General features: G+C 51.6%; 21 protein-coding genes, 1 tRNA gene, 2 pseudogenes and 3 riboswitches. Of the genes and pseudogenes, 20 read left to right on the forward strand and 4 right to left on the reverse strand.

What is annotated here, in order from left to right; genetic code table 11:
- Positions 1-86 precede the first annotated feature (86 nt).
- Positions 87-317, reverse strand: a riboswitch (cobalamin riboswitch).
- 341 nt (positions 318-658) lie between these two features.
- From NSQ73_RS32735 to NSQ73_RS32745, 3 genes are all read left to right on the forward strand, one after another.
- Positions 659-967 (forward strand): MTH1187 family thiamine-binding protein, encoded by a 309-nt coding sequence (locus NSQ73_RS32735; RefSeq protein WP_042133148.1) that lies wholly within the window; start codon positions 659-661, stop codon positions 965-967.
- A gap of 50 nt (positions 968-1017) precedes the next feature.
- Positions 1018-1797: a sugar phosphate isomerase/epimerase family protein gene (locus NSQ73_RS32740; protein ID WP_340990356.1), complete on the forward strand. Its 780-nt coding sequence runs from the start codon at positions 1018-1020 to the stop codon at positions 1795-1797.
- 83 nt (positions 1798-1880) lie between these two features.
- Positions 1881-1952 (forward strand) — tRNA-Thr (locus tag NSQ73_RS32745).
- A gap of 160 nt (positions 1953-2112) precedes the next feature.
- On the opposite strand, the gene NSQ73_RS32750 is transcribed toward NSQ73_RS32745, so the two are convergent.
- Positions 2113-2850 (reverse strand): SDR family oxidoreductase, encoded by a 738-nt coding sequence (locus NSQ73_RS32750; RefSeq protein WP_042133152.1) that lies wholly within the window; start codon positions 2848-2850, stop codon positions 2113-2115.
- 160 nt (positions 2851-3010) lie between these two features.
- Here NSQ73_RS32750 and NSQ73_RS32755 point away from each other — a divergent pair, with 160 nt between their 5' ends.
- Both NSQ73_RS32755 and NSQ73_RS32760 read left to right on the forward strand, forming a co-directional pair.
- Positions 3011-3727: an AraC family transcriptional regulator gene (locus NSQ73_RS32755; protein ID WP_340990358.1), complete on the forward strand. Its 717-nt coding sequence runs from the start codon at positions 3011-3013 to the stop codon at positions 3725-3727.
- The gene (locus NSQ73_RS32760; RefSeq protein WP_340990723.1) at positions 3724-3885 is read left to right on the forward strand and encodes a helix-turn-helix domain-containing protein; all 162 of its coding nucleotides are present in this window, start codon (positions 3724-3726) and stop codon (positions 3883-3885) included. The genes NSQ73_RS32755 and NSQ73_RS32760 overlap by 4 nt, the downstream gene beginning before the upstream one ends.
- A gap of 76 nt (positions 3886-3961) precedes the next feature.
- On the opposite strand, the gene NSQ73_RS32765 is transcribed toward NSQ73_RS32760, so the two are convergent.
- Both NSQ73_RS32765 and NSQ73_RS32770 read right to left on the reverse strand, forming a co-directional pair.
- Positions 3962-4213: an Atu4866 domain-containing protein gene (locus NSQ73_RS32765; RefSeq protein WP_340990359.1), complete on the reverse strand. Its 252-nt coding sequence runs from the start codon at positions 4211-4213 to the stop codon at positions 3962-3964.
- A gap of 209 nt (positions 4214-4422) precedes the next feature.
- A complete protein-coding gene (locus NSQ73_RS32770; RefSeq protein WP_340990360.1) occupies positions 4423-5355 on the reverse strand; it encodes a zinc-binding dehydrogenase in 933 nt (310 codons plus the stop codon).
- Positions 5356-5487: 132 nt separating this feature from the next.
- On the opposite strand from NSQ73_RS32770, the gene NSQ73_RS32775 reads away from it, so the two are divergent.
- Positions 5488-6366: an MmyB family transcriptional regulator gene (locus NSQ73_RS32775; RefSeq protein WP_039307633.1), complete on the forward strand. Its 879-nt coding sequence runs from the start codon at positions 5488-5490 to the stop codon at positions 6364-6366.
- A gap of 47 nt (positions 6367-6413) precedes the next feature.
- Entirely contained in the window at positions 6414-6758 is a 345-nt protein-coding gene (locus tag NSQ73_RS32780; protein ID WP_340990362.1) for an ASCH domain-containing protein, read from the forward strand.
- Between the two features lie 543 nt (positions 6759-7301).
- Here the strand turns inward: NSQ73_RS32780 and NSQ73_RS32785 are convergent.
- Complete coding sequence (locus tag NSQ73_RS32785; RefSeq protein ID WP_042133162.1) at positions 7302-7676, reverse strand: hypothetical protein; 375 nt, start codon at positions 7674-7676, stop codon at positions 7302-7304.
- A gap of 849 nt (positions 7677-8525) precedes the next feature.
- A riboswitch (cyclic di-GMP riboswitch) is annotated at positions 8526-8618 on the forward strand.
- Positions 8619-8711: 93 nt separating this feature from the next.
- Between NSQ73_RS32785 and NSQ73_RS32790 the strand changes: the two are divergent.
- From NSQ73_RS32790 to NSQ73_RS32850, 13 genes and pseudogenes are all read left to right on the forward strand, one after another.
- Positions 8712-9493 (forward strand): annotated as a pseudogene (locus NSQ73_RS32790) (choice-of-anchor A family protein); the annotation flags it as partial.
- A 36-nt stretch (positions 9494-9529) separates the two neighbouring features.
- The gene (locus tag NSQ73_RS32795; protein ID WP_340990724.1) at positions 9530-12118 is read left to right on the forward strand and encodes an LPXTG cell wall anchor domain-containing protein; all 2589 of its coding nucleotides are present in this window, start codon (positions 9530-9532) and stop codon (positions 12116-12118) included.
- Between the two features lie 504 nt (positions 12119-12622).
- A riboswitch (cyclic di-GMP riboswitch) is annotated at positions 12623-12712 on the forward strand.
- Between the two features lie 81 nt (positions 12713-12793).
- A pseudogene (locus NSQ73_RS32800) lies at positions 12794-14472 on the forward strand (choice-of-anchor A family protein).
- Positions 14465-14782: an LPXTG cell wall anchor domain-containing protein gene (locus tag NSQ73_RS32805; RefSeq protein ID WP_340990363.1), complete on the forward strand. Its 318-nt coding sequence runs from the start codon at positions 14465-14467 to the stop codon at positions 14780-14782. Before NSQ73_RS32800 ends, NSQ73_RS32805 begins: the two are co-directional and overlap by 8 nt.
- Positions 14783-15087: 305 nt before the next feature.
- Positions 15088-16209 carry an IS200/IS605 family element RNA-guided endonuclease TnpB gene (gene tnpB, locus NSQ73_RS32810; RefSeq protein WP_340990364.1) on the forward strand — a complete coding sequence of 374 codons (1122 nt, stop codon included), beginning with the start codon at positions 15088-15090 and terminating at the stop codon, positions 16207-16209.
- 212 nt (positions 16210-16421) lie between these two features.
- Positions 16422-17387 (forward strand): alpha/beta hydrolase, encoded by a 966-nt coding sequence (locus NSQ73_RS32815; RefSeq protein ID WP_340990365.1) that lies wholly within the window; start codon positions 16422-16424, stop codon positions 17385-17387.
- Between the two features lie 515 nt (positions 17388-17902).
- Entirely contained in the window at positions 17903-19417 is a 1515-nt protein-coding gene (locus NSQ73_RS32820; protein ID WP_340990366.1) for an HD domain-containing phosphohydrolase, read from the forward strand.
- A gap of 207 nt (positions 19418-19624) precedes the next feature.
- Positions 19625-20014, forward strand: coding sequence for a NusG domain II-containing protein (locus tag NSQ73_RS32825; protein WP_039309813.1), 390 nt, complete (start codon positions 19625-19627; stop codon positions 20012-20014).
- Positions 19998-20561, forward strand: coding sequence for a Gx transporter family protein (locus NSQ73_RS32830; RefSeq protein WP_039309812.1), 564 nt, complete (start codon positions 19998-20000; stop codon positions 20559-20561). The genes NSQ73_RS32825 and NSQ73_RS32830 overlap by 17 nt, the downstream gene beginning before the upstream one ends.
- A 19-nt stretch (positions 20562-20580) precedes the next feature.
- A complete protein-coding gene (locus NSQ73_RS32835; RefSeq protein WP_340990368.1) occupies positions 20581-21447 on the forward strand; it encodes an ATP-binding cassette domain-containing protein in 867 nt (288 codons plus the stop codon).
- On the forward strand, positions 21423-22325 hold the full coding sequence (locus NSQ73_RS32840) for an energy-coupling factor transporter ATPase (RefSeq protein ID WP_340990369.1): 903 nt from the start codon (positions 21423-21425) through the stop codon (positions 22323-22325). Before NSQ73_RS32835 ends, NSQ73_RS32840 begins: the two co-directional genes overlap by 25 nt.
- Positions 22318-23109: an energy-coupling factor transporter transmembrane component T family protein gene (locus tag NSQ73_RS32845; RefSeq protein ID WP_171720246.1), complete on the forward strand. Its 792-nt coding sequence runs from the start codon at positions 22318-22320 to the stop codon at positions 23107-23109. The genes NSQ73_RS32840 and NSQ73_RS32845 overlap by 8 nt, the downstream gene beginning before the upstream one ends.
- A 21-nt stretch (positions 23110-23130) precedes the next feature.
- Positions 23131-25056 carry a peptidase U32 family protein gene (locus tag NSQ73_RS32850; protein ID WP_340990372.1) on the forward strand — a complete coding sequence of 642 codons (1926 nt, stop codon included), beginning with the start codon at positions 23131-23133 and terminating at the stop codon, positions 25054-25056.
- The last annotated feature ends 154 nt before the right edge of the window (positions 25057-25210 follow it).

A 25210-nucleotide genomic window follows, 5' to 3' on the forward strand; every position in this document is an offset into this window, starting at 1 on the left:
CAGCCTCTGGCCCGATTAACGGAAAGGCTAACTCTGCTCGTGCAGGCCGCATGCGGGCACCTCGCCTGTTCCTCGCAGGAGTCTAACCGGTGCCACAGAAACAGGCAGGTCTCCTGGCTTCCGGCATGCCCTCCGGCGCCTTCCCGAGGGACCTCGCAGCCCCTTAGTGGCTTGTTGCCTTAGGATGCTGCTCCAGCGGCGTCTGGCAGCTGGAACATCCGGTTACAGTGGCGGGACCGCAGCGGATTTGCACCGTGTTTCCCTATTAAGCTTCAACCCTGGCAAGAGGGCGAAACACCTGTTTCTACTATATTTTGTTGTTGTTAAATAAAAGTAACTCAATATATTGTGTTTGTAAACATTTTTTTGCGAATCCGCGCGGGGAGCGGGTTCCGCAGGTTTACTCACAGATGATCCACAGTTAGTCCACAGGTAATCCACAACTTTCCTGTGGATATGGCCTTAAATGAGTCATAAATTGTCCCAAAAGATGCCACAAAGACTCCATAAATAGAGTGCGTCTAATCCTGGTAATTTTACGGGGAAGATAGTAATAGAGAGGGGGTGTCTATGGGTATTTGTGGGAGAGGCGCTGAAGGGTTACAATTAAGGAGTAAGGACAGAGCAGACTCATCAAACTTGCAGGAGGGATTTCATAATGGCGATTGGCGAAGTGACCGTTATTCCGATTGGCACTGGCAGTACCAGTCTCAGCAGCTATGTGGCCGATATGCAGCGTGTGCTGCAGACCGTGGAGGGGATTACCTATGAGCTTACTTCGATGGGGACTATTATTGAAGGACCGGTTGCACGGATTCTTGCTGCGGTAGAAGCGCTGCATGAGTCGCCGTTTACGTCAGGAGCACAGCGGGTTTCCACCTCGCTTAAGATTGATGACCGTCGTGACAAGCCTTCTACGAGCCGCAGCAAGCTGGAATCCGTGGAACGCAAGCTGCAAGGAGAGTAAAGAGTACCTGTAGTTGTAATCAGATTCAACCTATAAGGAGCGGATCTTTCATGGCAAAAGCCTCACAGCAGATCGGGATTCAAATGTACACACTGCGTGACCAGACGGAGCGCGATTTCCTGGGTACACTGGGCAAAGTTGCGGAGATGGGATATCAGGCGGTAGAATTCGCCGGTTATTTCGGCGTGTCTGCAGGAGAACTGCGCCGTACATTGGACCGGTTGGGTCTTGCTGCGCCTTCGGCGCATGTGGGCCTGGATTTCAGCAGTCTGGATAACATGGAACGGGCGTTAGCCAAAGAAATTGAATATGCGAAGGAACTTGGATTACAATATATGATCACCCCTTCGGCACCGCTTCCGCAGAACCCCTCAATGGAGGATGTGACGGCGGTGATTCCCTTCCTGGAGAAGGCCTCCGCGATGGTCCGTGCAGCAGGCCTGCAGTACGGGTATCACAACCATGATTATGAATTTGCAGAGGTAGACGGCAAAGCAGTCATCGATATATGGCTGGAACAGATTCCTGCGGAGCATATGTTTGCAGAGTTCGATCTGGGCTGGGTACACAGGGGCGGAGCACGTCCTATTGACTATGTCTCCCGTTATGCCGGCCGTGTTCCGCTGGTTCACATTAAGGATTTCGGGGCAAATAATGAAGAGACTGACCTCGGGAAAGGGCAGGTTGATTTCCAGAGCGTCTTCGACAAGGCAGAGGAGAGCGGGATTCTGTACTATATAGTAGAGCAAGAGGCTTATGCCGTGTCCTCGTTGGAAAGTGCTAAGGAGGCACTGGGATATTTCCGCGGGCTGGGGCTAATGCAGGACTAGGCAGCGCGAATGATCAAAAAGGGTTGCGTTTTCTGCTGAAAGAGTTATAATATTTTTTGTTTGGCAGGCAGACTATCCTTTAAGCTGGTGTAGCTCAGGGGTAGAGCAACGCACTCGTAATGCGTAGGCCGGGGGTTCAATTCCCTTCACCAGCATCTTTTGAATTCATATGCAGCGCGGCCTCCGGGGATTTCGGAGGCCGCGCTTTTTTCTGTACCACCATAAACCTCTACCATTCTTCTACCATATTCGAGTGAAGTAACGGAATTCACTTTTGGTAGCCGTCAAGTCTTATTTCCTAATCTGCTTAGCGGTTTAAGCCGGATGCCCCATTGGGCGCACGATCAATTCATTTACATCCACTTCCGCAGGCTGCTCAAGGGCATAGGCAATGGCGCGGGCAATACCGGAAGAGGGCAAAGCATTGGCCCGGAAGGATTTCATCATCTCGAGGGCTGACTCATCAGTGATGGTATCAGCCAGTTCGGATTCGGTTACGCCTGGAGAAATAACCGTCGTACGGATTGTTGCTCCCAACTCCTGACGCAGGCCCTCTGTAATCGCCCGGACCGCGAACTTGGTGGCACAATAAACCGATGATTTCGGAAAGACAGTATATGCGCCAACGGAGGCAACATTGATGATATGGCCGGAATTCTGTTCCTTCATTACGGGAATAGCAGCTCCGATCCCGTGCAGCACACCGCGAATATTGACATCAATCATACGGTTCCACTCCTCGATCTTTAATGCATCAAGTGGCGATAACGGCATCACACCTGCGTTATTTACAAGGGCATCAAGGCGTCCGAATTGATGAACTGTAAATTGGACGATTGATTTCATTTGCTCAAAATCCGTTACGTCGAGGGAATGGTATTCAGCAATCCCGCCCGCGTTTCTGATCTCCTCCGCCAGCTTTTCTAGCCTGTCCGTCCGTCTTGCACCGAGCACCACCTGTGCTCCACGCTTAGCGAGCCATTTGGCGGTCGCTTCTCCAATGCCGCTACTGGCACCGGTAATAAGCACTACTTTATCTTTTAATGTCGACATGCCACACCGCTCCTTTTATGAATGAAATACGCTTAGGTGTTACATGTTCATTATGCTGCCGACTTCAAAGCTTGCGGTAGCCGGATACTGTGAAGAGATTGCCTAATCCTCCAAAATGCAATAAAGTAAATTGTAATAGTCGCAGAATGGAGGAATACGCTTGACTGAATTGACCGAACGAATCGAACGTATTGCCGTACAAGATGGGACCATCGTTACCGCCTATCCTGCTCTTTCTTTTATTCGTTCTTCCGACATATCCGCGCCAGTGCCTGCGGTATACAAGCCATCCCTGTGTGTGATTGCTCAAGGTGCCAAGCGGGTAATGCTGGGACCGGAAAGCTATTGTTATAATCACGGAAGCTATCTGGCCGCTTCCGTGCACCTGCCAATTACCGGACAAGTCATTGAAGCCTCTCCAGAGACCCCGTACTTGTCCCTTCAGCTACAGTTCGATATGGATCAGATTTTGGATGTGATTCAACAATCTAATGTCACAGAAAACACAGGACAAGAACCTCCCCGCGCTTTGGTTATCAGCCGGATGAGCGATCCGCTTCATGAGGCTGTCATGCATCTAATCCGTTTGCTGGATACGCCGGATGATCTACCGGTGCTGGCTCCTTATGCAGTGCGCGAGATTCTTTACCGTATGCTGCAGACTGAGCAAGGGGACTCTATACGGCAGTTCGCTCTCTTGGGCAGCCGTGCCCATCAAATTGCCCACGTGATTGAAGGGATGAATCTCCACTATGCGGAACCCATGCGGGTGGAGAAGCTCGCGCAAGCAGCCGGAATGAGCAAATCATCTTTTTTTGCCTGTTTCAAAGAAGTGACGGCAATGACCCCCTCCAGTATCAGAAACGCCTGCGGCTGACAGAAGCTCGGAAAATTCTCCTGGCGACAACGAGCGATGCGACAAGTGTCGCTTATCAGGTTGGCTATGAGAGCGCCACGCAGTTCAATCGTGAGTATGCCCGCTTGTTCGGCCAGCCGCCTATTCGGGATGTACATCGGTTCCGGGAAACGATATAGTTGCATCACACAAAAACACCGCCAATTCTCCTGAGAATGCGGTGTTTTTGTTATTCCTGTTATGTGGAAACTTGGTTTACTCCCGATACAAGACCATGCCTCCGTGATAGAGCACCGAATCGCGAAAATCACCATCGGCGGTGAAGCCGGTATCATCTACATATTCAATATGATCACCTGTAATAGAATAACTTCCTTGATAAGCGCTTTTTCTGCTTCCGCGTGCTTCATCATAGCGGCCGTTAGGCAGTAATTCATGCCTTATATAACCATCTGCGGTTACCCACATCCCAATATAAGGATGGGAGGGGTTAATGCTATCTTCCATTATATTCATCCTTTCTTTCTTTATTTATTTAGTTCTGCATGTTTATTATCCTCCTTCAATACAATGGGGGGTAGCCTGATTCATTGAGATTGTTGCCTAATCCTCCATTTAAGAGATTGAGAACATTATGACCAATTTAACCTCTTTTGTGGTGAAACGGGTCTGCCATATCTGTCGTGCGTGCTTTACAGGCGCTTTTTATATCAGAATTAATCGACTAACAGCACGGCCTTACCGGAATATCTGCGTTCCAGCAGCGCCTCGGATACCTCCGCTATCTTCTCCCATGACGCTTCCACTTCAATGAGGGGTGTTAATTGGCCTGTTGAGAGGAGGCCGGCCAGCAGTTTGAGATCGTCGGCTACGGAGTAACGGCTAGCTTCTTCTCCAAGAAAGAAGCTGTACAAGGTTCTGCCGCCTAAGCCTCTGACATCAAGTGTGGAATAAGGAGAGGCTGAATGTCCCATCGAGACTAGGGTCCCTCCCGGTTCCAGCTGAGGCATCAAAGCAGCCAGTGTATCACCGCCCACCGAATCCACAATTAGATGATAAGGCCCGAAAGGAATTGCCTGAGATATCGCAGCTTCTCCAACCACAACCTCATTAGCGCCGGCTTCCCGGGCAACCTGGGCTTTTTCCTTTGTTCTTGCTACACCTACTGTAAATGCCCCGGACTGTGCGGCTAACTGATGAGCCATGATTCCCACGCCTCCAGTGGAGCCGGTGATCAATATTTTCTTGCCGAGCAGCATCCCGCCCTTTCTAAGGGTGTAAAGTGCGGACAGGCCTGCTACAGGCAAAATGGCGGCTTGGGCGAAGGTTACGTTATCCGGTATCTCTGCCAGGAACGAAGCGGGAGCTGCTACTCGCTCTGCCCATGCCCCCATCGGGAGAAGCCCGGTGACACGGCTTCCTTCTCTGGGTCCGGTGCCATTCCGGGCTTGCTGGACAACAGTTCCGGCAAAATCCCAGCCCGGCCGGAATCCCTCAGCCTCCTTCCTTGCATCAACAACTTCACCCCGGTTAAGGGAGAAAGCATGCACTCTAACGATTGCCTCCCCGGGCTGGGCCTCCGGTGCGGCGACTTCCTTGACGGTCAAATATCCATGAGCCGGTGAGTCTGTAACAATTGCACGATTCATAGGATCTCCTCCATAAATATAATTAGAAGCGTAATGGAAATTGCGCCCTGTTTTCATAGTGGAGTATACTGTAGGAATTGGCTTGTACCAAGAGTAGAATTACACCTCAATATGGTAAAGGCGGTGAGCCTGATGACTATACGTAAGGATAGGGACGTTCAGGATGAGACGTTGAAGGGGGTAATCGCTGAAATTGAGAATCTTCGCGTAACACGTCAACTGGATTATGCTAATCAACCCCATCCGTTGTTGAAACGGTTTACTCAGCAGGAGCTTAACGATATGGCTTGCCCTACGTATAAAAACCTATTAATGGGACGCTCACACCGTATGCCGGATCGCCGGATGATTATCTGTATTGCTGAATATCTGGAGTGTACAGCCGTTGAACGGAATGCTCTGCTGCTGGCTGCCGGTTATCTCCCGGTCTATCCGGCTCTTGAAGGAGCAGCTATGGAGCAGGCGCTGGAAGAAGTGAGGCAGATCCTGAGCAGCCTGCCGCTGCCGGCAATGATTGTGAACCACATGTTAAATATCAAGGCGGTGAATGAACGGTTTAGCCGGTTATTTGAGTTGCCTGCACATCAAGCTTTCTATAAAGACTTGAATATGGCAGATCTTCACTTCAATACGGATTATCCTGTGCGCTCCCGCTCGACCTTCAATGCCGCATCCTTTGAATTATGGGAATCTCATGCAGTGGAGGGTATACATGCTTACCAAAAATTACACACCGGCTCCAGACAGGAGCCATGGTATACGCATAGCCTCGAAAGACTCCGGCAATACAGTGATTTCAATAAGTACTGGAATAAGCGGCCTGACAACACAGGTAACGAGTATGGTCAGCACAAAATGATCTTAGCCAGAATGGGTGCCTCAGATAAGTTGGTTCCTATCCGGTACAAGCAAATTCATATTTCCGCTGGCCATCATCTATATCCAAGAATTGAGGCCTACTTACCGGTCGATGAAGCTGCTCATACAGTTTTTGAACAACTGGGAAGCTGAGTGTAAACTGGACATTATGTGTTTTCTGGAATGGAGGCAAGCCTTGTATGAAGTGTCTGACGATTCGCCAGCCTTGGGCCACCTTAATTGCGCTGGGTGAAAAACAGATCGAGACCCGTTCCTGGCCGACGTCTTACCGGGGGGATTTAGCCATCCATGCCGGTATGCAGGTAGATAAGGCCATATGCAAGACGGAGCCGTATCAATCAGTGCTTGCCCGGCACGGCTACACCGCGGATAATCTGCCCTCCGGAGTAATCCTTGCGCCAGCCGGCTGGCCGGTTGCTGTGGGGTTACGCCTCAGCAGGCGCAGCAGAGCTGGCCGGGCGGGAATGAATATGTGTTCGGCGATTATGCAGAAGGCCGGTATGCCTGGAAGCTGGAGGGGGTAGTTGCGCTGGCTCATCCTATACCTGTCAAGGGGCGCTTAGGTTTCTGGGAATATCCCATTCTTGAGCAGGAGTGGTGAATCCGTTTGTGGCCAAATAAATAAAAATTTCATGCAGATCAGCTGTCAGCGGGTATGATAGGGATATTCAGCGGGTAATCTTCTTATATATATGGAAAGCGGGCTCTGCGGCGGTATGCTGCAGGAGCCAGGGCAGAATTGCCGGGAAGGAGCGTATGCATAAGAGATGGGCAGCCTTCTTATCGCATGGCTTTGTATGCTTTGTTTGTTTATTGTGTTTAAGGATCAGGTAAGCCGGAAGATCCTGTATCCCGTAGCGGCTGTGGTTATCTGCGGCACGCTTGGGTATTGGACGATTTTAATGTAATCTTTATCTGGGTATCAGCTTATTTTCAGGTAAGGGATGTATATTGGGGTTACCAAACATCCCCCGGTGTAATATGGTACCCTGAGGTCTTGCCGATCATGGCGGGCCTCTTTTTTATGAGGGGAGAAACGCTGAGAATTAACATCGCCAGAATGCTGTTCATCTCAAGGCGGTTGAGTCCGGAGTGCCAAGACCCAGATATCTGCGCATGCGGATAGTAGACTGGGCGGTAATGACATCATCCAGCAGCAGCATCCGTTCATGATAACCCCTGCAGACAAATTTGGCTTCAATGCCAACTTCCAGCTGCTGCTGTGCATAGACCTTCAGACCACGGGCTCTCATCTCGGTGCGGACATTCCGCAGATCGGCTATGGCTGCACCCGCCGCTGTCCGGACAACCTCCAGGTAAGGAGCGGGTGTGCGCAGCTCTGCAGATAGGATGGAAGCATCGCGTTCAAAGGCGGATAAAATGAGCGGCAGCAAGATATATGATTTCACCAGCATATTGTCCTGGCTCTCAGCTCTGTGCATCAATCTCACCCCTCTAATGAGAACATATATTCGTAATTTAACCCGAAGTTCAAAAAAAATCAATAGTATTTAAAAAAGAGGGCTATTAATGTGACATAATTCACAATAAGATAATAAAAATTATTTTATATTAAAATTGAAATATTAAAGATTAAAAATAAATCAGATTAAAAGGAGAATGGCAATGAGTCATGAAGGAAATCTCCGCCGCGGTTTATTATTCGGGTTATTCCTTAGCGTTCCGCTCTGGGTGTCAATGATTGGCTGGATTCAGCTGCTCTAAAAATGGATTCCTGCGTGTGCAGATTTTCAGCCCTCTACGCAAACTCCCTAGAAATGTCGATTAAAGACTGCTGCCAGGGTTTGCTTAGGCGCCAGTTTTTGTGAAAATATATGAATATCATAGAGCCCTTACTATAAAAGAGCTCTCCGGTATGAACGGAAAACGGGCGGTATCCTTAAAGGGGATGGCGCCCGTTTCTTCGCGTTTACCATGGTGCGGTTTGCTTAAGCGGAGATGAGTTGGGGGAAGGGAGAAGGAGTAGGACTAAAATACTAAATTTTAATATTTAAAATTGTAAGAAACAGCTCTGTGAAAAGGAAGAAATACTGCGGCGAATTAGCGGAATTATCGACCTTTTTCGTCAGGAGGTTATATTCTCAACTTCTATAAATCCTTATAAATAAAGGGTTTTTTCAATCTTTTTTCATCAAAAAAATAGCTGTGAAATCAATTGGAAATATATTGACAATATGCCAGTCGGCATCTAAACTGAAGTTAGTTCTAAAGTAACAAATATCACAGATTTCAGTTGGGTATTACATAAGCTTTTCCAATTTCATATCAATCATGTACAAACGCAAACCGTTTCGAAAGAGCGGGACGCAAAGTCAGGAATCTGATGCCCCTTAAGTCCGGGCTATGGTCGTCCGGCCGCCGTGAAGCTAACCCTTCGTGGCGGTCTTTTTTTTGTTATAGTTTTGCGGCGATTTCATAGAATAGTTGAATAGGAGGTGTAGATTATTGAGAAAAAAATGCGAAAAGCGGCCGCCTTTATTCTGGCGGGCGTACTGACCGTAAGTAGCGCCTTCACTTGGGGGACGGAGGTAAGGGCAACATCTGGTGTGCCTTACAATCCAACGCCGGTCTTGGGGATTGCCGGGAATTTTAATGCTTTTATCTTTGACGATTTCACGCAAGGCAATGATCAAATTGAAGGCCGTCTTGCAGCGGGGGGAATATTACTCTCTCTGGAGGTTACGGGGTAGCCAGGGCCTACAGGAATTCTTCAGCCACCGACGTACTCGTTGCCGGCAAGAAGTTTAAACATTCGGGCAGCGGAGAAATCTACGGAAACGTTGTGTATGGGGACACCATTGAAGCCAATGAGCCTAGTGTGAATATTATAGGCGCGAAGAAGCAGGGAAGCCCGATTGATTTCCCGGCTGAGAAGCAGTATCTGATCTCGCGTTCTGCAGCATACGGGGCATTGTCCGCTACGAAAGAAGTTGGTAATAATTATGGAACACTTACAATAAGTGCGCCGGATCTTTTCAACGTAGTTCATCTGGATGAGGCAACGCTGGCGAATACAAACAATATTCAATTCAACATTGCCCAGAATGCCACGTTAATTATTAACATAAGTGGAGCTACGGTCAAAGTACCAAGTTTCGCAATGAATAACGGTAGAGCAAGTCAAGTGTTGTTCAATTTCTACGAAGCGACCAAGGTGAATATTGCGTATACGACCTTCTTGGGAACGATACTGGCGCCTAAGGCGGATGTCAATTATTCCGGTGCAGAGCTTTACGGAACGCTAATTGCCAAGTCTTTTAGCGGCGGAGTAGAAATGCACCTTGGAACATACGAGGGAGATGGACCGCCGCCAAGTCCGACGCCGACCGCAACACCAACACCCAGCCCATCGCCAACACCAACCGCAACACCAAGCCCGACACCAACAGTGAAACCGACCGCAACGCCAACGCCGACGGCGACGGTGAAACCAACTCCAACACCGACAGCAACGGTAAAACCGACACCGACGGTAAAACCAACCGCAACACCAACACCGACAGCAACGGTGAAACCGACACCGACGGTAAAACCAACGCCAACACCTAAGTGCACTCCGACGCCAACACCGACAGTGAAGCCGACACCAACACCAACGGTAAAGCCGACGCCGACAGTGAAGCCGACGCCGACACCAACGGTAAAGCCGACGCCGACAGTGAAGCCAACGCCGACACCTAAGTGCACTCCGACGCCAACACCGACAGTGAAGCCAACACCGACAGTGAAGCCAACACCGACAGTGAAACCAACGCCGACAGTGAAACCAACGCCGACAGTGAAGCCGACGCCGACAGTGAAACCAACGCCGACAGTGAAACCGACGCCGACAGTGAAGCCAACACCGACAGTGAAGCCAACACCGACAGTGAAGCCAACGCCGACAGTGAAGCCAACGCCGACAGTGAAGCCAACGCCGACAGTGAAACCGACACCGACAGTGAAGCCAACGCCGACAGTGAAACCGACACCAACGCCAACGGCGGCACCGACACCAACGCCAACAGCTGCACCAACACCGACACCAACGGCAGCGCCGACACCAACGCCAACAGCTGCGCCAACACCGACACCAACGGCAGCACCGACACCGACACCAACGGCAGCACCGACACCAACGCCAACAGCGGCACCAACACCGACACCAACGCCAACGGCAGCGCCGACACCAACGCCAACGGCAGCACCAACACCGACACCAACGGTAGCGCCGACCCCAACGCCAACGCCAACAGCGGCACCAACACCGACACCAACGCCAACGGCGGCACCAACACCAACAGCAGCACCAACACCGACACCAACGGCAGCACCAACACTAACGCCAACAGCAGCACCAACACCGACACCAACGGCAGCACCAACACCGACACCAACGGCAGCACCGACACCAACGCCAACGGCAGCACCAACACCGACGCCAACGGTAGCGCCGACCCCAACACCGACGGCAGCGCCAACACCAACGCCGACAGCAGCACCGACACCGACGCCAACGGCAGCACCGACACCAACACCAACGGTAGAGCCAACACCAACGCCAACGGCAGCACCAACGCCAACGCCAACGGCGGCACCAACACCGACACCAACGGCAGCACCGACACCAACGCCAACAGCGGCACCAACACCGACAGCAGTACCAACACCAACGGTAGAGCCGACACCAACGCCAACGGCAGCACCGACACCAACACCAACAGCAGATCCAACATCAACACCGACAGTAGCACCGACACCGACGCCAACGGCAGATCCAACACCGACACCAACGGCAGCACCAACACCAACGCCAACGGCAGAGCCAACACCAACGCCAACGGCAGCACCGACACCAACGCCGACAGCAGCACCAACGCCAACGCCAACGGTAGCACCGACACCAACGCCAACGGTAGCACCGACACCAACACCAACGGCAGCGCCAACACCAACGCCAACGGCAGCACCGACACCAACGCCAACGGCAGCACCGACACCAACGCCAACAGCGGCACCAACGCCAACGCCAACGGCAGCACCAACACCAACACCAACGCCAACGGCAGCACCGACACCGACGCCAACGCCAACGGTAGAGCCGACACCAACGCCAACAGCGGCACCAACGCCAACGCCAACGGCTGAACCGACACCAACACCAACGGCAGCACCGACACCAACGCCGACAGCAGAGCCAACACCGACACCAACGGCAGAGCCAACACCAACGCCAACGGCAGAACCGACACCAACACCAACGGTAGAGCCGACACCAACGCCAACAGCGGTACCGACACCAACGCCAACAGTAGAGCCAACACCGACACCGACAGTAGCACCGACACCAACGCCAACGGCAGAACCGACCCCAACACCGACACCGACACCAACACCAACACCAACACCAACACCAACGCCAGAGCCGACACCAACACCAACGCCAGAGCCGACACCAACACCAACACCAACACCAACACCAACACCAGCGCCGACTTTACCACCGGCACCAGTGCCATCGTCTGCACCGCCCGTCTTTATTAATGTAGTGCCAACGCCGACTCCAATAATCGGCTATATTGTAAATCCAGATACCATAATCATTGATGATCCGCTGCCTTTGGGCCCTGTGGCAACAGTAACACCTCGGCCGTTAGTGGTGACACCAAGTCCAACCCTAACGCCAAGCCCAAGCGCAACACCAAGTCCAACACCGATTGTGACAATCATTGATGAAGAGATTCCGTTAGGCAATGTACCTGCGGATGCCGCGCTCCCGAAGACTGGTGAGTCCAGTCCGGCTCCTTATTACTTAGTCGGTCTAGCCCTTGCAGGATTGGGAATATTCCTCGGCAGAAGATCCAGAACAGATAAACGTAAATAAATGCAATCCGTAAGATCCTTTCCGAAAGGCTGGCGATATCACCGCTAAATCGGGAAAAGGCTGCTTTGGGAGAAGACGTTCTCCTGAAAGCAGCCTTTTTTATGTGGGATATACATTTGTTATTATGTTTCCTCGTAAAAGAAAATGTGCTAAGGAGAAAGAGGTGCGTCTTTACGATCATGGGCCCTCATGTTTATATTAAAAATTGTAATATTAAAATTAGTTCTTTATACATGGTTCCAAAATATTCTTGTAGGTGCCATCGAGGGCGATGAGAGGATCGGGATTTAGGTGAAAAAGCTATAGATTCTTTAAAAAAACCTTTTGTAACAGTGCTTTGGAATGAATCAGCAGATATAATCTATTACCAGATGTTTCAAAGGATTTCATTGACAATCAGCCTTGATAGCGGATAAACTAAAAATAGTTCCAAAGTAACGAATGTCATAGACATTAGTATAAAAGTTTGATTTAGTACATAATTTCACAACCTAATCTTCCACTGACGTATAAACGCAAACCGTTCGAAAGGACGGGACGCAAAGTCCAGGAGTCTAAAGCGCGATGGAGCGCAATGATCGTCCGACTGCCGTAAAGAGAGCAATCCTCTTTCCGGCGGTCTTTTTTTGTTATATAAATGTGGCCTATATCTATATTAACTGTGAGGTGAGCTGTATGTTCCAATTAAAAAAATTCAAACGACTTACGGTGTTCGGACTTATAGCAGTTCTGATTGTGGGAAGCGGCGGAATTATTTCACTGGGGAGCACCTCAGTTAAAGCCGAGGGCAACTCTTTGCCGGGCAATGCATCCAAGTATAATGTGTTCATCTTGGGAGATGTTGATGTTAAACATAGTGATATTGAAGGTAGATTAGCTGCCGGCGGAAACGTGAATTTAAATGTTAATTATTCTGTGGGACATAGTCTTACTAGTGAGGAAACGAAGGAAGCCTACTCTCTCATCGCCGGTGGTAATCTGTATTATTCCCAGGGAGAAACCGTGGGTGATGTAGTCTACGGGGGAGTTATAGCGGCAGCGGCGGCCCGCGCGGGGGAACAGGAAGCTTACAACAACAAGTAAATGTTGTGGACTTTGCAGCCGAGTTCAGTTTGCTCCGTGAGAAATCTCAGCAGCTTGCTTCTCTGCCTGTTAATGGGGTTACCACTGCCAACTCCGGTAATTTCTTTTTGGAAGGTACAAATTCGGATGTTAACATATTTACTGTAGACGGCAGCAAGCTGTCTAGTGCAAATGAGTTGAGAATTAAGATTCCCGATAGCTCAACAGCTATAGTTAATATCTCCGGTACTTCAGTAACTATGAAGAATATGGGGACTGGAATTAATGGTAACGGAAATAAGGATAACGCTATGAACAGTAAAGTGTTATATAACTTCAGTCAAGCGACCAGTCTTCAAATCGAAGGTATCGGAGTTCTGGGATCTGTGCTGGCTCCATATGCCTCTATTCAATTTAATAATGGTCAAATCAACGGGAATCTGATCGGAGCTTCGCTCTCAGGATCGGGAGAATCCCACCATATACCTTATAAAGGCCAAGATCCGCCAACGGCAACGCCGACGCCACCGGCAACGACGCCGACGCCAACAGCAACACCAGCAGCGACACCGACGGCAACACCGGCAACGACGCCGACGCCAACAGCAACACCAGCAGCGACACCGACGGCAACACCGGCAGCGACGCCGACGCCAGCAGCGACGCCGACGCCAACAGCAACACCGGCAGCGACGCCGACGCCGACGGCAACGCCAGCAGCGACGCCGACGCCAACACCGGCAGCGACGCCGACGCCAACAGCATCGCCGGCAGTGACACCGACGCCAACAGCAACGCCGGCAGTGACACCGACGCCAACAGCATCGCCAGCAGCGACGCCAACGGCAACACCGGCAGCGACGCCGACGCCAACAGCAACGCCGGCAGTGACACCGACGCCAACAGCATCGCCAGCAGCGACGCCAACGCCAACGGCAACACCGGCAGCGACGCCAACAGCAACACACAGCGGCACCAACGGCAACACCGACAGTGGCACCAACGGCAACGCCGACAACAGCGCCAACGCCGACACCAACGGCAACGCCAACAACAGCGCCAACGGCAACGCCGACAGCGGCACCAACGGCAACACCGACAGCGGCACCAACGGCAACGCCGACAACAGTGCCAACGGCAACACCGACAGCGGCACCAACAACAGTGCCGACCGCTGTACCGACAGTGGCACCTACAGCGGCACCAACAGCAACCAGCACGAGCGTCTTTGTCCCAAGCTTCGTATTTCCGACATCAACCGCTCCGACAGTGATTGGGACTATTGTGACTGATACTGACACGACTATTATTGATGACCCGGTTCCTCTCGGGCCGGCAGCATCACCGGTTGTGACGGTGATGACAACAACAGCGCCACAGCCAGTTGTGGAGGTTCCTGCACCTGGACCTTCACCTGTAGCAGGACCGGCACCTGAAGAAATCATTATCGATGACGAGATTCCTCTGGGTAGTGTGACTGCAGAGCAAACCCTGCCGCAGACGGGTGAATCAAGTCCTGCGCCGTACTATATTGCGGGTGTTGCTCTTGCCGGTCTGGGCCTGCTTCTTAGAAGAACTGCCAGAGTGAACAAGCGCAAATAATTATGATTAAGCCGCTGTGTTTGGATGAGGGCTGCTGCCGGAGAGATTCTCCGGGAAGCAGTCTTTTTGTATACGGGGAGCGCATTCAATTCGTAGCTCACTACTTACACACACCAGACAGCGCCGGACTGACGGCAGTGTTTTTAGTTGGACGGATACCATGCTATACTATGCTCAAATTATTTATCTAAAAAAGCTGAGAATACTCCACCCTCGATAGGTTGGGGATGAATCAGCAGTTTTCGATTTCAATACGAACATATGTGCTATAATATGAATGAGATCACTAAAAGGAGGTGTTGCACATGCTCGTGTCTGCGCAGGAGGTTTCTTCGAAACCCCTGGTTCATCAAGCCTATAAATATCGGATCTACCCCAATACAGAGCAACAGCAACTCATTCGTCGAATGTTTGGCTGCTGCCGTTTTGTGTTCAATTACTTCTTGGAAGCTTGGAATCAAAGGTATGTGGAAACGGGAAAAGGCTTGTCTTATCACGCTTGTGCAACACAACTCCCCGGTTTAAAAGCACAATACGACTGGCTGAAAGAAGTCGATAGCATCGCTTTGCAGTCGGCTGCTCGTCATGTGGCGGATAGCTTTGATCGTTTTTTCAAGAAGCAAAATCAAGCGCCACGCTTCAAGAGCCGAAAGCATCCGATTCAAAGTTACACGACCAAATTCACCAACGGGAATATCGCCATGGAGGGCAGTCGCTTGAAGCTCCCAAAACTCGGCTGGATACGTTTTGCAAACTCCCGGAAGCTGGAAGGCCGGATATTGTCCGCTACCGTTCGTAAAAACGCCAGCGGGAAATTTTTCGTTTCGCTCGTTTGCGAAGTTCAAAAGAACCCTCTGCCCCAAGTGGATACACCTATTGGCATCGACTTAGGCTTGAAAGAATATGCAGTATGCTCAAACGGCGAACATATCGCCAATCCTCGCTTTTACCGTCAATACGAGAACAAGCTGGCGCTTTGGCAGCGGCGGATGGCTCGGCGTACTCCGGGCGGCTCCAACTGGAAGAAAGCAAGGCAGCATATCGCTCGTATTCACGAACGCATTGCCAATAAACGAAATGACTTCCTCCACAAGCTGACCACGAGACTGATTCGTGAAAACCAAACGATTAGTATCGAACATCTGCGTGTGGCGAATATGATTCAGAACCCCAAGCTTTCAAAATCCATTGCTGATGCGTCTTGGGGCGAGTGGGTGCGACAGCTGACGTATAAAGCGAAATGGTATGGACGAAATCTTCGGATCGCCGACACGTTTGAGCCGACCAGTCAGCGTTGCCATGTGTGTGGCACGATCCACCCCGAGGTGAAGAACCTGTCCGTTCGGGAATGGACATGTACGGCATGCGGGACGATCCATGACCGTGACGAAAACGCCGCTCACAATATTGAACAAGTAGCGGTTTAACCGCCACCTAACCAAACGATAGAATTCAACATTTCACTTGCGTCAAAAATGTAAAACTGCGGGAACGCAGGGATCGCTTGCTCCATAAGAAGAGGGTACTCTTCTGTTCGCAAGAATCCGCCACTTCAAGCGTTAGCTAAGTGGGGGAGAATTCAAAAGCAAGAATACACATTTCCTCAAAGGGATGGTTGCTTACTGAAAGGGTGAACGTTATGTGGGGTATATACCTGCTAGTAGTGCTGGTTGTAATCGCGGGGATTTTGGCTTATGCCGGATTTTACTTTTATGGAGTGGCTATTAAGCGGGCGCCTAAGGAATTCCTGGGCAAGACGCCGGATCTGAAGGTGGACCCGCCGGTAGCCGGAGCTTCGTGGGGGGAAGGGGCGGAATGGGTGGCGCGGCAGAACTTCCGTGAAGTGGAGCTGGTCTCGGAAGATGGACTGAAGCTGCAGGGCTACTATCTGGCTTCAGAGCGTGCTGCGGGCCGTACCGTAATTATCGCCCACGGTTATTCCGGCAAGGCTAAGGACATGGGGGCAACCGCCAAAAACTATTATGACAACCTGGGATATAATGTACTGCTGCCCGACGCCAGAGGTCACGGGAAGAGCGAAGGGGACTACATTGGCTTCGGTTGGCCGGAGCGCCGTGATTATCTGCAGTGGATCGGATTTATTCTGCAGGAGACCGGGCCGGAGGCGCAAATTGTGCTGCATGGTGTATCTATGGGCGGATCGACAGTGTTAATGACCGCCGGTGAACCACTTCCTCCGCAGGTCAAAGCCGTTGTCGCTGATTGCGGCTACACCTCAGTCAAAGCGCAGCTGACTTACCAGCTGTGGCGGATGTATCATCTGCCGGGCTTTCCCTTTGTGCAGATAGCCAGCCTGGTAACGCGGATGAAGGCCGGTTATTATTTCGGTGAAGCGTCAGCGCTGAATCAGGTGCGTAAAGCCCGGGTGCCGATTCTGTTTATCCATGGAGATGCGGATAAGTTTGTGCCTTTTGCGATGATGGATGAGCTGTATGATGCCTGCAAGAGTCCGAAGGAGAAGCTGGTGGTGCATGGAGCGGGGCATGGTCTTGCCTATGATACGGATAAAAGGGAGTATATCCGCACAGTAGGCGACTTCGTGGAACGTTATATACACAGCCCGGCAGCGGCTGATTGGGTCTAAAAAAAGTCCCCGGAACGTAGACGCGCCCGATATCCGCAAACAGCGGGTATCGGGCGCTTATTATGTTCCACACATGGGGCCTTTCCCTGTGTCAGGGAAGCAGCCAGCCATGTCTTATCGGTATATGAATCCCCCGCCGTTTGTGAGCGAAACGGGTGTCGTTGTTCCTTGTTATTTCCAGCAGCCGTGTGGCGAGAGAAATCCTTCCAATACGACAAAAGCCCTACCTCTCTTTTGTCCTTGCGGCTCCGTGGCCGCGCCAGTGCGAATCGGAATGCTATGTTCGAATTTAATCTCATAAAAAGGAAAAGTACTGCAAGAAAACGTAAGATTTTGTGTCCAAACTGCCGATAATAAAGACAAGTAATTCACCGGCCTGACATCTTCTTGATGGGGATAATCATACACGAAAACAAATATTATATTATTATAACATGCGATATATAGAAATGCAAGCGGATATTGGGCTGAGGCCGGGACGGATGATGGGACAGATGAGATTATACAGAAGATTTTTGAAAAATCAGATCCGGAATTATATATTCGGCTCAGCAGTAGCGGTACTGGCGGTAGGGAGTTTGATTCTGCTCTCCTCTCTGGAGATTAGCAGCATCGAATACTTCAGGCTCTTGCTTGTGCTCGCCCTGTCATTCGTGATCATGGCGGTCATGGAGATCGGTGTTTTTATCAATCAGATCAGACCGGTACGCACTGCGCTGTATGAAGATAACCTTACTTTGTCTATGCTGGAAGAGGCATATCTGCATACACATCAATTGCCGAAGCGCGCGGTTCAGCGGATTATGGGGCCTCACCTTCTGGGCTTGTCCCTCCCGGCTGTCCTGATGACATTCTGGATGATCTACAACGGCTGGATCACTATCCCGTATTTTTATCTGATTCTGGCTATGTGCGGCGCTGTTCTTGTGGCGTGTATGCATGCGCTGATTGAATTTTTTCTGACCTGTACGGCCATTATTCCGCTGATCAAAGAATTCAGGAACCGGGCGCTGGAGCAGTATGGTGTCGACTTTTCCCTGGAAGGACATGTATTTGTACCTATCCGTCCCAAGTTTCTGGTGAGCTGCATGCTGATCGGCACCTTTCCGCTGTTCCTGTTTATCATGGCTACCCATATTCGTCTGAATGGTCATGTAGGTCCTGTAGTTGTGGTGGGGCTTCAAAGTTACTGGGCCTGGGCGAGTATGGTGCTGCTGATCGGCACCCTCTTCTCCTCCATTGCAGCATGGCTGCTGACCAACAGTGTGCAGCATCCTATTAATGAGCTGTATCAGGCAATGAATCATGTGAAGGACGGCAATATGATTCAGGTGCAGGATGAATACTCCGATGAATTCTCTAAGCTTGTAGCGGGGTTTAATATGATGGTCCGGGGGCTGCAGGCCCGGGAGCAACAGAGCCGGCAGCTGCTGGGCAGCTACTTCACTACACTGGCTGTGGCGCTGGATGCCCGCGATCCTTACACGGCAGGGCATTCCCTGCGTGTCGCGGAATACTCTGTCATTATCGGCCAGCTGGCTGGACTCACCGGGCAGCAGCTGGACGATCTGCGCAAGACGGCCCTGCTGCATGATATTGGCAAAATTGGGGTGAGGGACAGCATCCTGTTCAAGGAAGAAGCCCTTACCGATGAGGAGTTTGACCAGATCAAGAGCCATTCGGTGCTTGGAGAGAATATTCTGCGGCAGATTGAACCGGTAGAAAAGATGGCACCCTATCTGGGCGGCGTCCGTTCCCATCATGAACGTTATGACGGTAAAGGATATCCGGATGGCCTTGCCGGTACGGATATCCCTTTACATGGCCGGATTATCGCTGTGGCGGATGCCTATGATGCCATGACCTCTAACCGCCCTTACCGCAAAGGGATGGATCACGACCGGGCACTGGCTATTCTGGAGCAGGGAAGGGGCACTCAATGGGACCCGGAATTCGCCGGCTTGTTTCTGTCTTACTTTGGACGGAAGCCGGAACCTCTTCAAACAGGCTATCCCGTCAAAACAGGATAAGGATGCAGCGTTCTTCCGGTTATCCTTATATTTCTTGCAGAAGCGGATGCCATCCAGTTTATGGTGGGTTCCGCTTCTGCTTTGCGTGCCTATTTTGTGAACTGCCATTGAAATGCGACAATTAACGACTACATTCATTGAAGGATTGCGGGCGGACCGTTATAATTATTAAGTCTGGATTTTAATTAAAAAATAAGGGAGATTTCTATGAAACGCGCAGATGTGCTGCTGATTTCTATCGTTCTGATTGCTGCGCTCGCTTTTCTGGTGCCGAGATGGCTGTCAAATGATGCTGATAAAGGTGGGCCGGGCAAGGAACTTACGGCCAATATAACGGTAGACGGCAAGCTGTTCAAAACAGTAACGCTTACCAAAGAAGAGCAAACCATTGATATTCGCACAGATCGGGGCTATAACATTTTGAAGGTGCATGATTACGGGATTGAGATGTACGATGCGGATTGTCCCGATCAGGTATGTCTCGGCTTTGGATTTATCACGCTGCCCAAGCAGACCATAGTATGCCTTCCGCACCGGGTATTAGTTGAAATTGCAAGCGGGTCGGGGGAGGATGAAGTAGATGCCTATGTCCAGTAGTGAATCGGCTACAGCGCTGAAGCGGACGGTCATTATTGCGATTTTCGCGGCCGTTGCCGTAGTGCTGAGTATTGTCGAGGCTCAGATTCCGCTTGCGGGAATGGGGCTGATGCCCGGAGCCAAGCTGGGTTTCGCCAATATTATGATTTTGACCTGTATTTACTTTTTGCGTGGACGAGATGTATTCGTGCTGGTCATTCTGAAGACGCTGCTGACCGCATTTCTGCTTGGCACACTGTCCAGTCTGCTCTTCAGCCTGTTCGGCTCGCTGTTCAGCTTTGTGGTCATGTTCGCACTGGTGAAGCTCGGCGGCAAGAGGTTCAGTGTGATCGGAATCAGCATTGCAGGGGGTCTGGCTCATAATACCGGCCAGTTGCTTGCGGCCTCGTTTGTATTCAATTCAACGAGTATTTTCTACTACTTGCCGATTCTGCTGATTACCGGGATTGTGACGGGGATTGCTGTCGGCTTCGCCGTGCGGTACGTCGTAGACTCGCTATCCAAAATATCCTTGTTTGAAGAGTTCCTGAACGGACCGGGCCACTAGCTGCGGAAGGATGACTAACATGAATCAATCGTACAAAGATACAGAGGCCGGTGAGGAACCGGCCGTTATTACGCTTGCGGGAGTCTCGTTCGGATATGATCCGGAGCATCCGATTCTCCATGACATAAACGTGTCTATCCCGCAGGGCCAATGGGTAAGCATTGTAGGACCCAACGGCTGCGGGAAATCTACGCTCGTCAAGCTTCTGAATGCACTGCTGCCCAAGAGTGCCGGGGAGATTACTGTCTGCGGACATACGCTGCAGGAAGAGACAATTGGAGACATCCGGCAATGCATCGGGATGGTATTCCAGAATCCGGATAACCAGTTTATCGGACAGACGGTAGAGGAAGATATTCTCTTCGGCCTGGAAGGCCTGTGTCTGCCCTACGAAGAGATGAAGCAGCGGCTTGATCTCTATACCGTGAAGCTGGGCATTGATCATCTGCTGTCCAAGCATCCCGGAGAGCTGTCGGGCGGACAGAAGCAGCGTGTCGCGCTTGCTTCGATTCTCGCCATGAAGCCAGGCATCGTCATCCTCGACGAGGCCTCTTCTATGTTGGACGAAGGCAGCCGTGATGAGCTTATGGGCATTCTGCGGGACATGCAGGCAGAAGGGGCGTACACGATACTGCTGATTACACATGATCCGGATGAAATCCTGGCTTCGGACCGTGTGCTTGCGCTGCATGGCGGAAGCATAGCGGCGGATGTGCCGCCTGCGGAGCTGTTCCGTAATGAAGAGCTGCTGGAGAAATGCCATTTGCGGGAACCCTACCCTTGGCGTCTTGCCCGTGAACTGCAGAGCCGGGGGATTACGGTGGATGTACCCGCCAGCGAAAAGGAGCTTATAGACACACTATGGCCATACAACTTCAGCAAGTAAGCTATACGTATGCTGACCGCAGTATGTGGAAGCAGACGGCGCTGCATGGGATTAATCTGAATATTGCCCAGGGGTCGCTGACCGGGATCGCCGGGGCAACGGGCTCCGGTAAGTCCACGCTGCTCCAGCTGTTCAACGGGATTCTGAAACCGACAGAAGGTACGGTGCAGGTGTTTGATATAACCATCACTGCAGGAGAGAAGTCGCCGAAGCTGCTTCCGCTGCGCCGCCGGGTCGGACTGGTCTTTCAATTCCCGGAGCAGCAGATGTTCGAAGATACGGTGGAGAAGGACCTCTGCTTCGGGCCGCTTAACTTCGGCGTGAGTCCGGAGGAGGCCAAGGAGCGGGCACGCAAAGCGATGACGGACATGGGCCTGGATCTGGCCCTGCTTGAGCGCAATCCGTTCCGCCTGAGCGGCGGACAGATGCGCAAAGCCGCCATCGCCTCGGTGCTGGCGATGGACCCGGACATTGTCGTGCTGGATGAGCCGACAGCGACGCTGGACCCGGTAAGCCGCGCCGAGCTGATCGCGCTGCTGGAGCGGCTGTGCCGCGAGCAGGGCCGGACGATCATCATCGTGACGCACCGGATGGATGAGCTGCTGCCGTATGCTGACAGCTGGGCCCTGCTTAAGGACGGCGGACTCGCCTTCTTGGGCAGCGGCCAGGAGCTGGCCGCTGATCCGGCGATCCTGGAGCGCTGCGGACTGACGGTTCCGCAGTCTCTCCGGTACTGGCAGGCTGCCTCGCAGCGCTTCGGCCTGACCGGCGAGAAGCCGCTCCTTACGGCAGAGGCCCTCGCGGAACGGATCGCCGCCCTGCTCGAAGAGCGCAAGAACGCCGCCGGCATGGAAGAAAAGGGGAATGGCCATGAATGAACGCCTGCTGCTGGGACGCAGCATTGATACGGGCTCATGGGTCCATAAGCTGGATGCCCGGTCCAAAATTACGGGCATGCTGCTCTACGTAGTGATTATCCTGCTGTCCAATTCGTGGATGGAGATTGGGCTCATAGCCGTGTTCTCCATCATTGTTATGGCAACCACCCGCATCCCGCTAAAATATTTCATTAAGGCTGCGAAGCCTTTGCGTTATCTGATGTTATTCATCTTCATTGTGCAGTCCCTGTCCGTGAAGGAAGGGGATGTCCTGTGGTCACTTGGCTCCTTCTCGCTGCATGAGGGAGGCCTGCGGCTGGGGGCGTTCTCGGTCATCCGCATGCTGTTCCTGCTGACCTTCACGGCACTGCTGACCTTTACGACCACGCCCGGCAAGCTGAACCAGGGCCTTGAAGGTGTGCTTGCTCCGTTTAAGAAGCTCGGCCTGTCACCGGACCGGATTACGCTGATGATCAGCATCGCGCTGCGTTTTATCCCGACGATCCTGGATGAAGCGCAGATTATTCTGAAGGCGCAGGCCTCGCGCGGCGCCGATCTGAAGGAGCTCCCTTTGAAAGAGAAGGCGCGGATGCTAGTTTCCCTGCTGGTTCCGGTCATCGCCAGTGCTTTCCGGCGTGCCCAGGACCTTGTCTATTCCATGGAAGCCCGTGGCTTCCGTATGGATGCGCCGCGCAGCCGGTATCACCGCCTCAGGTGGGGCGCCGCTGATACGCTGTTTGTAGCTATGTTCGTTGTCTTAGGAATTGCAGTAGCATTATTGTAGGAAGTTTAGGAGGAAACAAGAATGGCACGTTATTTTAATGGTAAAGAGATTGAATTGTTGGCACCTGCCGGAACGTTTGAGATTTTCAAGGCTGTGATTGAATCGAAGTGTGATGCCGTGTATTTCGGCGGTCCGGTGCTGAATATGAGAATGATGCGCAAGGGCTATAACTTAAGTCATGAGGAAATAATTGAAGCCGTGTCGATCGCCCACAAGCTGGATAAAAAAGTATACGTCACTGTAAATAATCTGTTCAGCGAAGAAGATGTGGAAGAAGCCAGAGAGTACCTGCGGTTTCTTGACGGAGCCCGTCCGGATGCGCTGATCGTGCAGGATATGGCTGTGCTGGAGCTGATCCGCGAGATGGAGCTTACCGTTCCGGTTCACGCTTCGGTCATGATGAATGTGCATAATCTGGAGATGATTCACGCACTGAAGGAGCTTGGCGTCAGCCGGGTCGTTACCTCCCGTGAGATGGATCTGCAGACAGCGAAGCTGCTGGGAAGCAGAAGCGGTGTAGAGCTGGAATATTTCATCCATGGCGATATGTGTTCCGTGCACGGAGCGAACTGCTATTTCAGTTCCCAGGTGTTCGGGATGAGCAGCAACCGGGGCAAATGCATGAAGCCTTGCCGCTGGGATTACCGGATCAAACGTGATGGCTATGTCTTCCCTGCGGAATACCCGCTGGCCGTGAAGGATATGTTCATGTATGAGCATCTTCCGGAGCTGATTGAGTCCGGTATTACTTCCTTCAAAATTGAAGGCCGCATGCGCGACCAGGAATTTATGGTGAACCTGGCCAACAGCTATGGCGATGCGATTGACCGCTATATCGATGATCCGCTGGGCTTTGACCGTACGGTGGATTCCAAAGAGCTGTACAAGAACCGCAAACGTGACTTCTCCACCGCCTATGCTTTTGGCAAACCGGGACTAACGAATATCAACCGCCGCTATGAAGGTACAGGCAAGTTCTATAGCACTGGCAAAGTATTCAGTACACCGACTGCAGAGCGCGAGCTGTCCGAAGCACGGGTAATGCAGCTGCGCGAACGGATGGCCGAAGATAAACGCAGTAAGCAGACGAAGCCGGAGCTGGCTGTGCGGGTGAATAATATGGAACAGGCGCGCGTCGTGCTGGAGATGGGTGTAGAGAGCTTATATATTCCGGGTGATGTGTTTGAGCCGGACCGTCCGTTCACGAAGCAGGATATTAAGGAGCTTGGAGCCATCAAAGGCCGGACCAAGCTGTACCTCGGAATGCCGCGGATGATGACGGAGCTGCATTTTGATCAATATGACCACTTGCTGAACGGGGAGAAGCTGCCGATTGACGGCTTGATGATTACGAACCTTGGAGCAATCCGCCGCTACCGTGGGACCGGTTACCCGATGATTGGCGATGCCAACCTGAATGTTTACAACCACCTGTCTGCCGGACTGTATACCGGACTCGGCCTTACGAAGCTTACAGTTTCACCGGAAATGACGTTGGAGCACTTTGCCTCCTTCATCTCGCGCAGCGATTTGCCGCTGGAAGTTGTGGTTCACGGAACGCCGGCGCTGATGTATATGGAGCATGATCTGTTCGAGAATACAGAAGTGATGGAGCCGATTGGTGAGGAAGACAACCAGTTTGTCAGCAATGATGTGCTGGTGCTCAAAACCGACAAGGGTGAGAATCCGGTCTACCGCGACCAATATGGCCGCTGCCACCTGCTGTTCGCCAAAGAGCTGTGTTATCTGCCGATGCTGGATGAGATGAACGGACTTGGGATTGCGAGCTTCCGGATCGAAGGGGCTACTTACAGCACAGATGAACTGCGCACGATTATTGCTGCTTACCAGGCTGCGCTTAACGGACCGAAGCTGGGCGATGATCTGCTGGGCGGACTTAAGCCGGTATACGCGGGCTACACACTAGGCTCACTGCAATTTAATTAATAATAATTCAATTTTAAAATAACGCTACGGTGAGTATAATAACGGTAAGCGGCGCATTTATAAGTTATTTTTTTCACAATCTAATAAGCCTGAATCATATCTTTTTATCCACATCATGGACATCATCTTGGATCATCAGCAGCTGAAAGCGAGG

This window comes from Paenibacillus sp. FSL R10-2736 (assembly GCF_038000245.1).
GTDB lineage: Bacteria > Bacillota > Bacilli > Paenibacillales > Paenibacillaceae > Paenibacillus_AQ > Paenibacillus_AQ phytohabitans.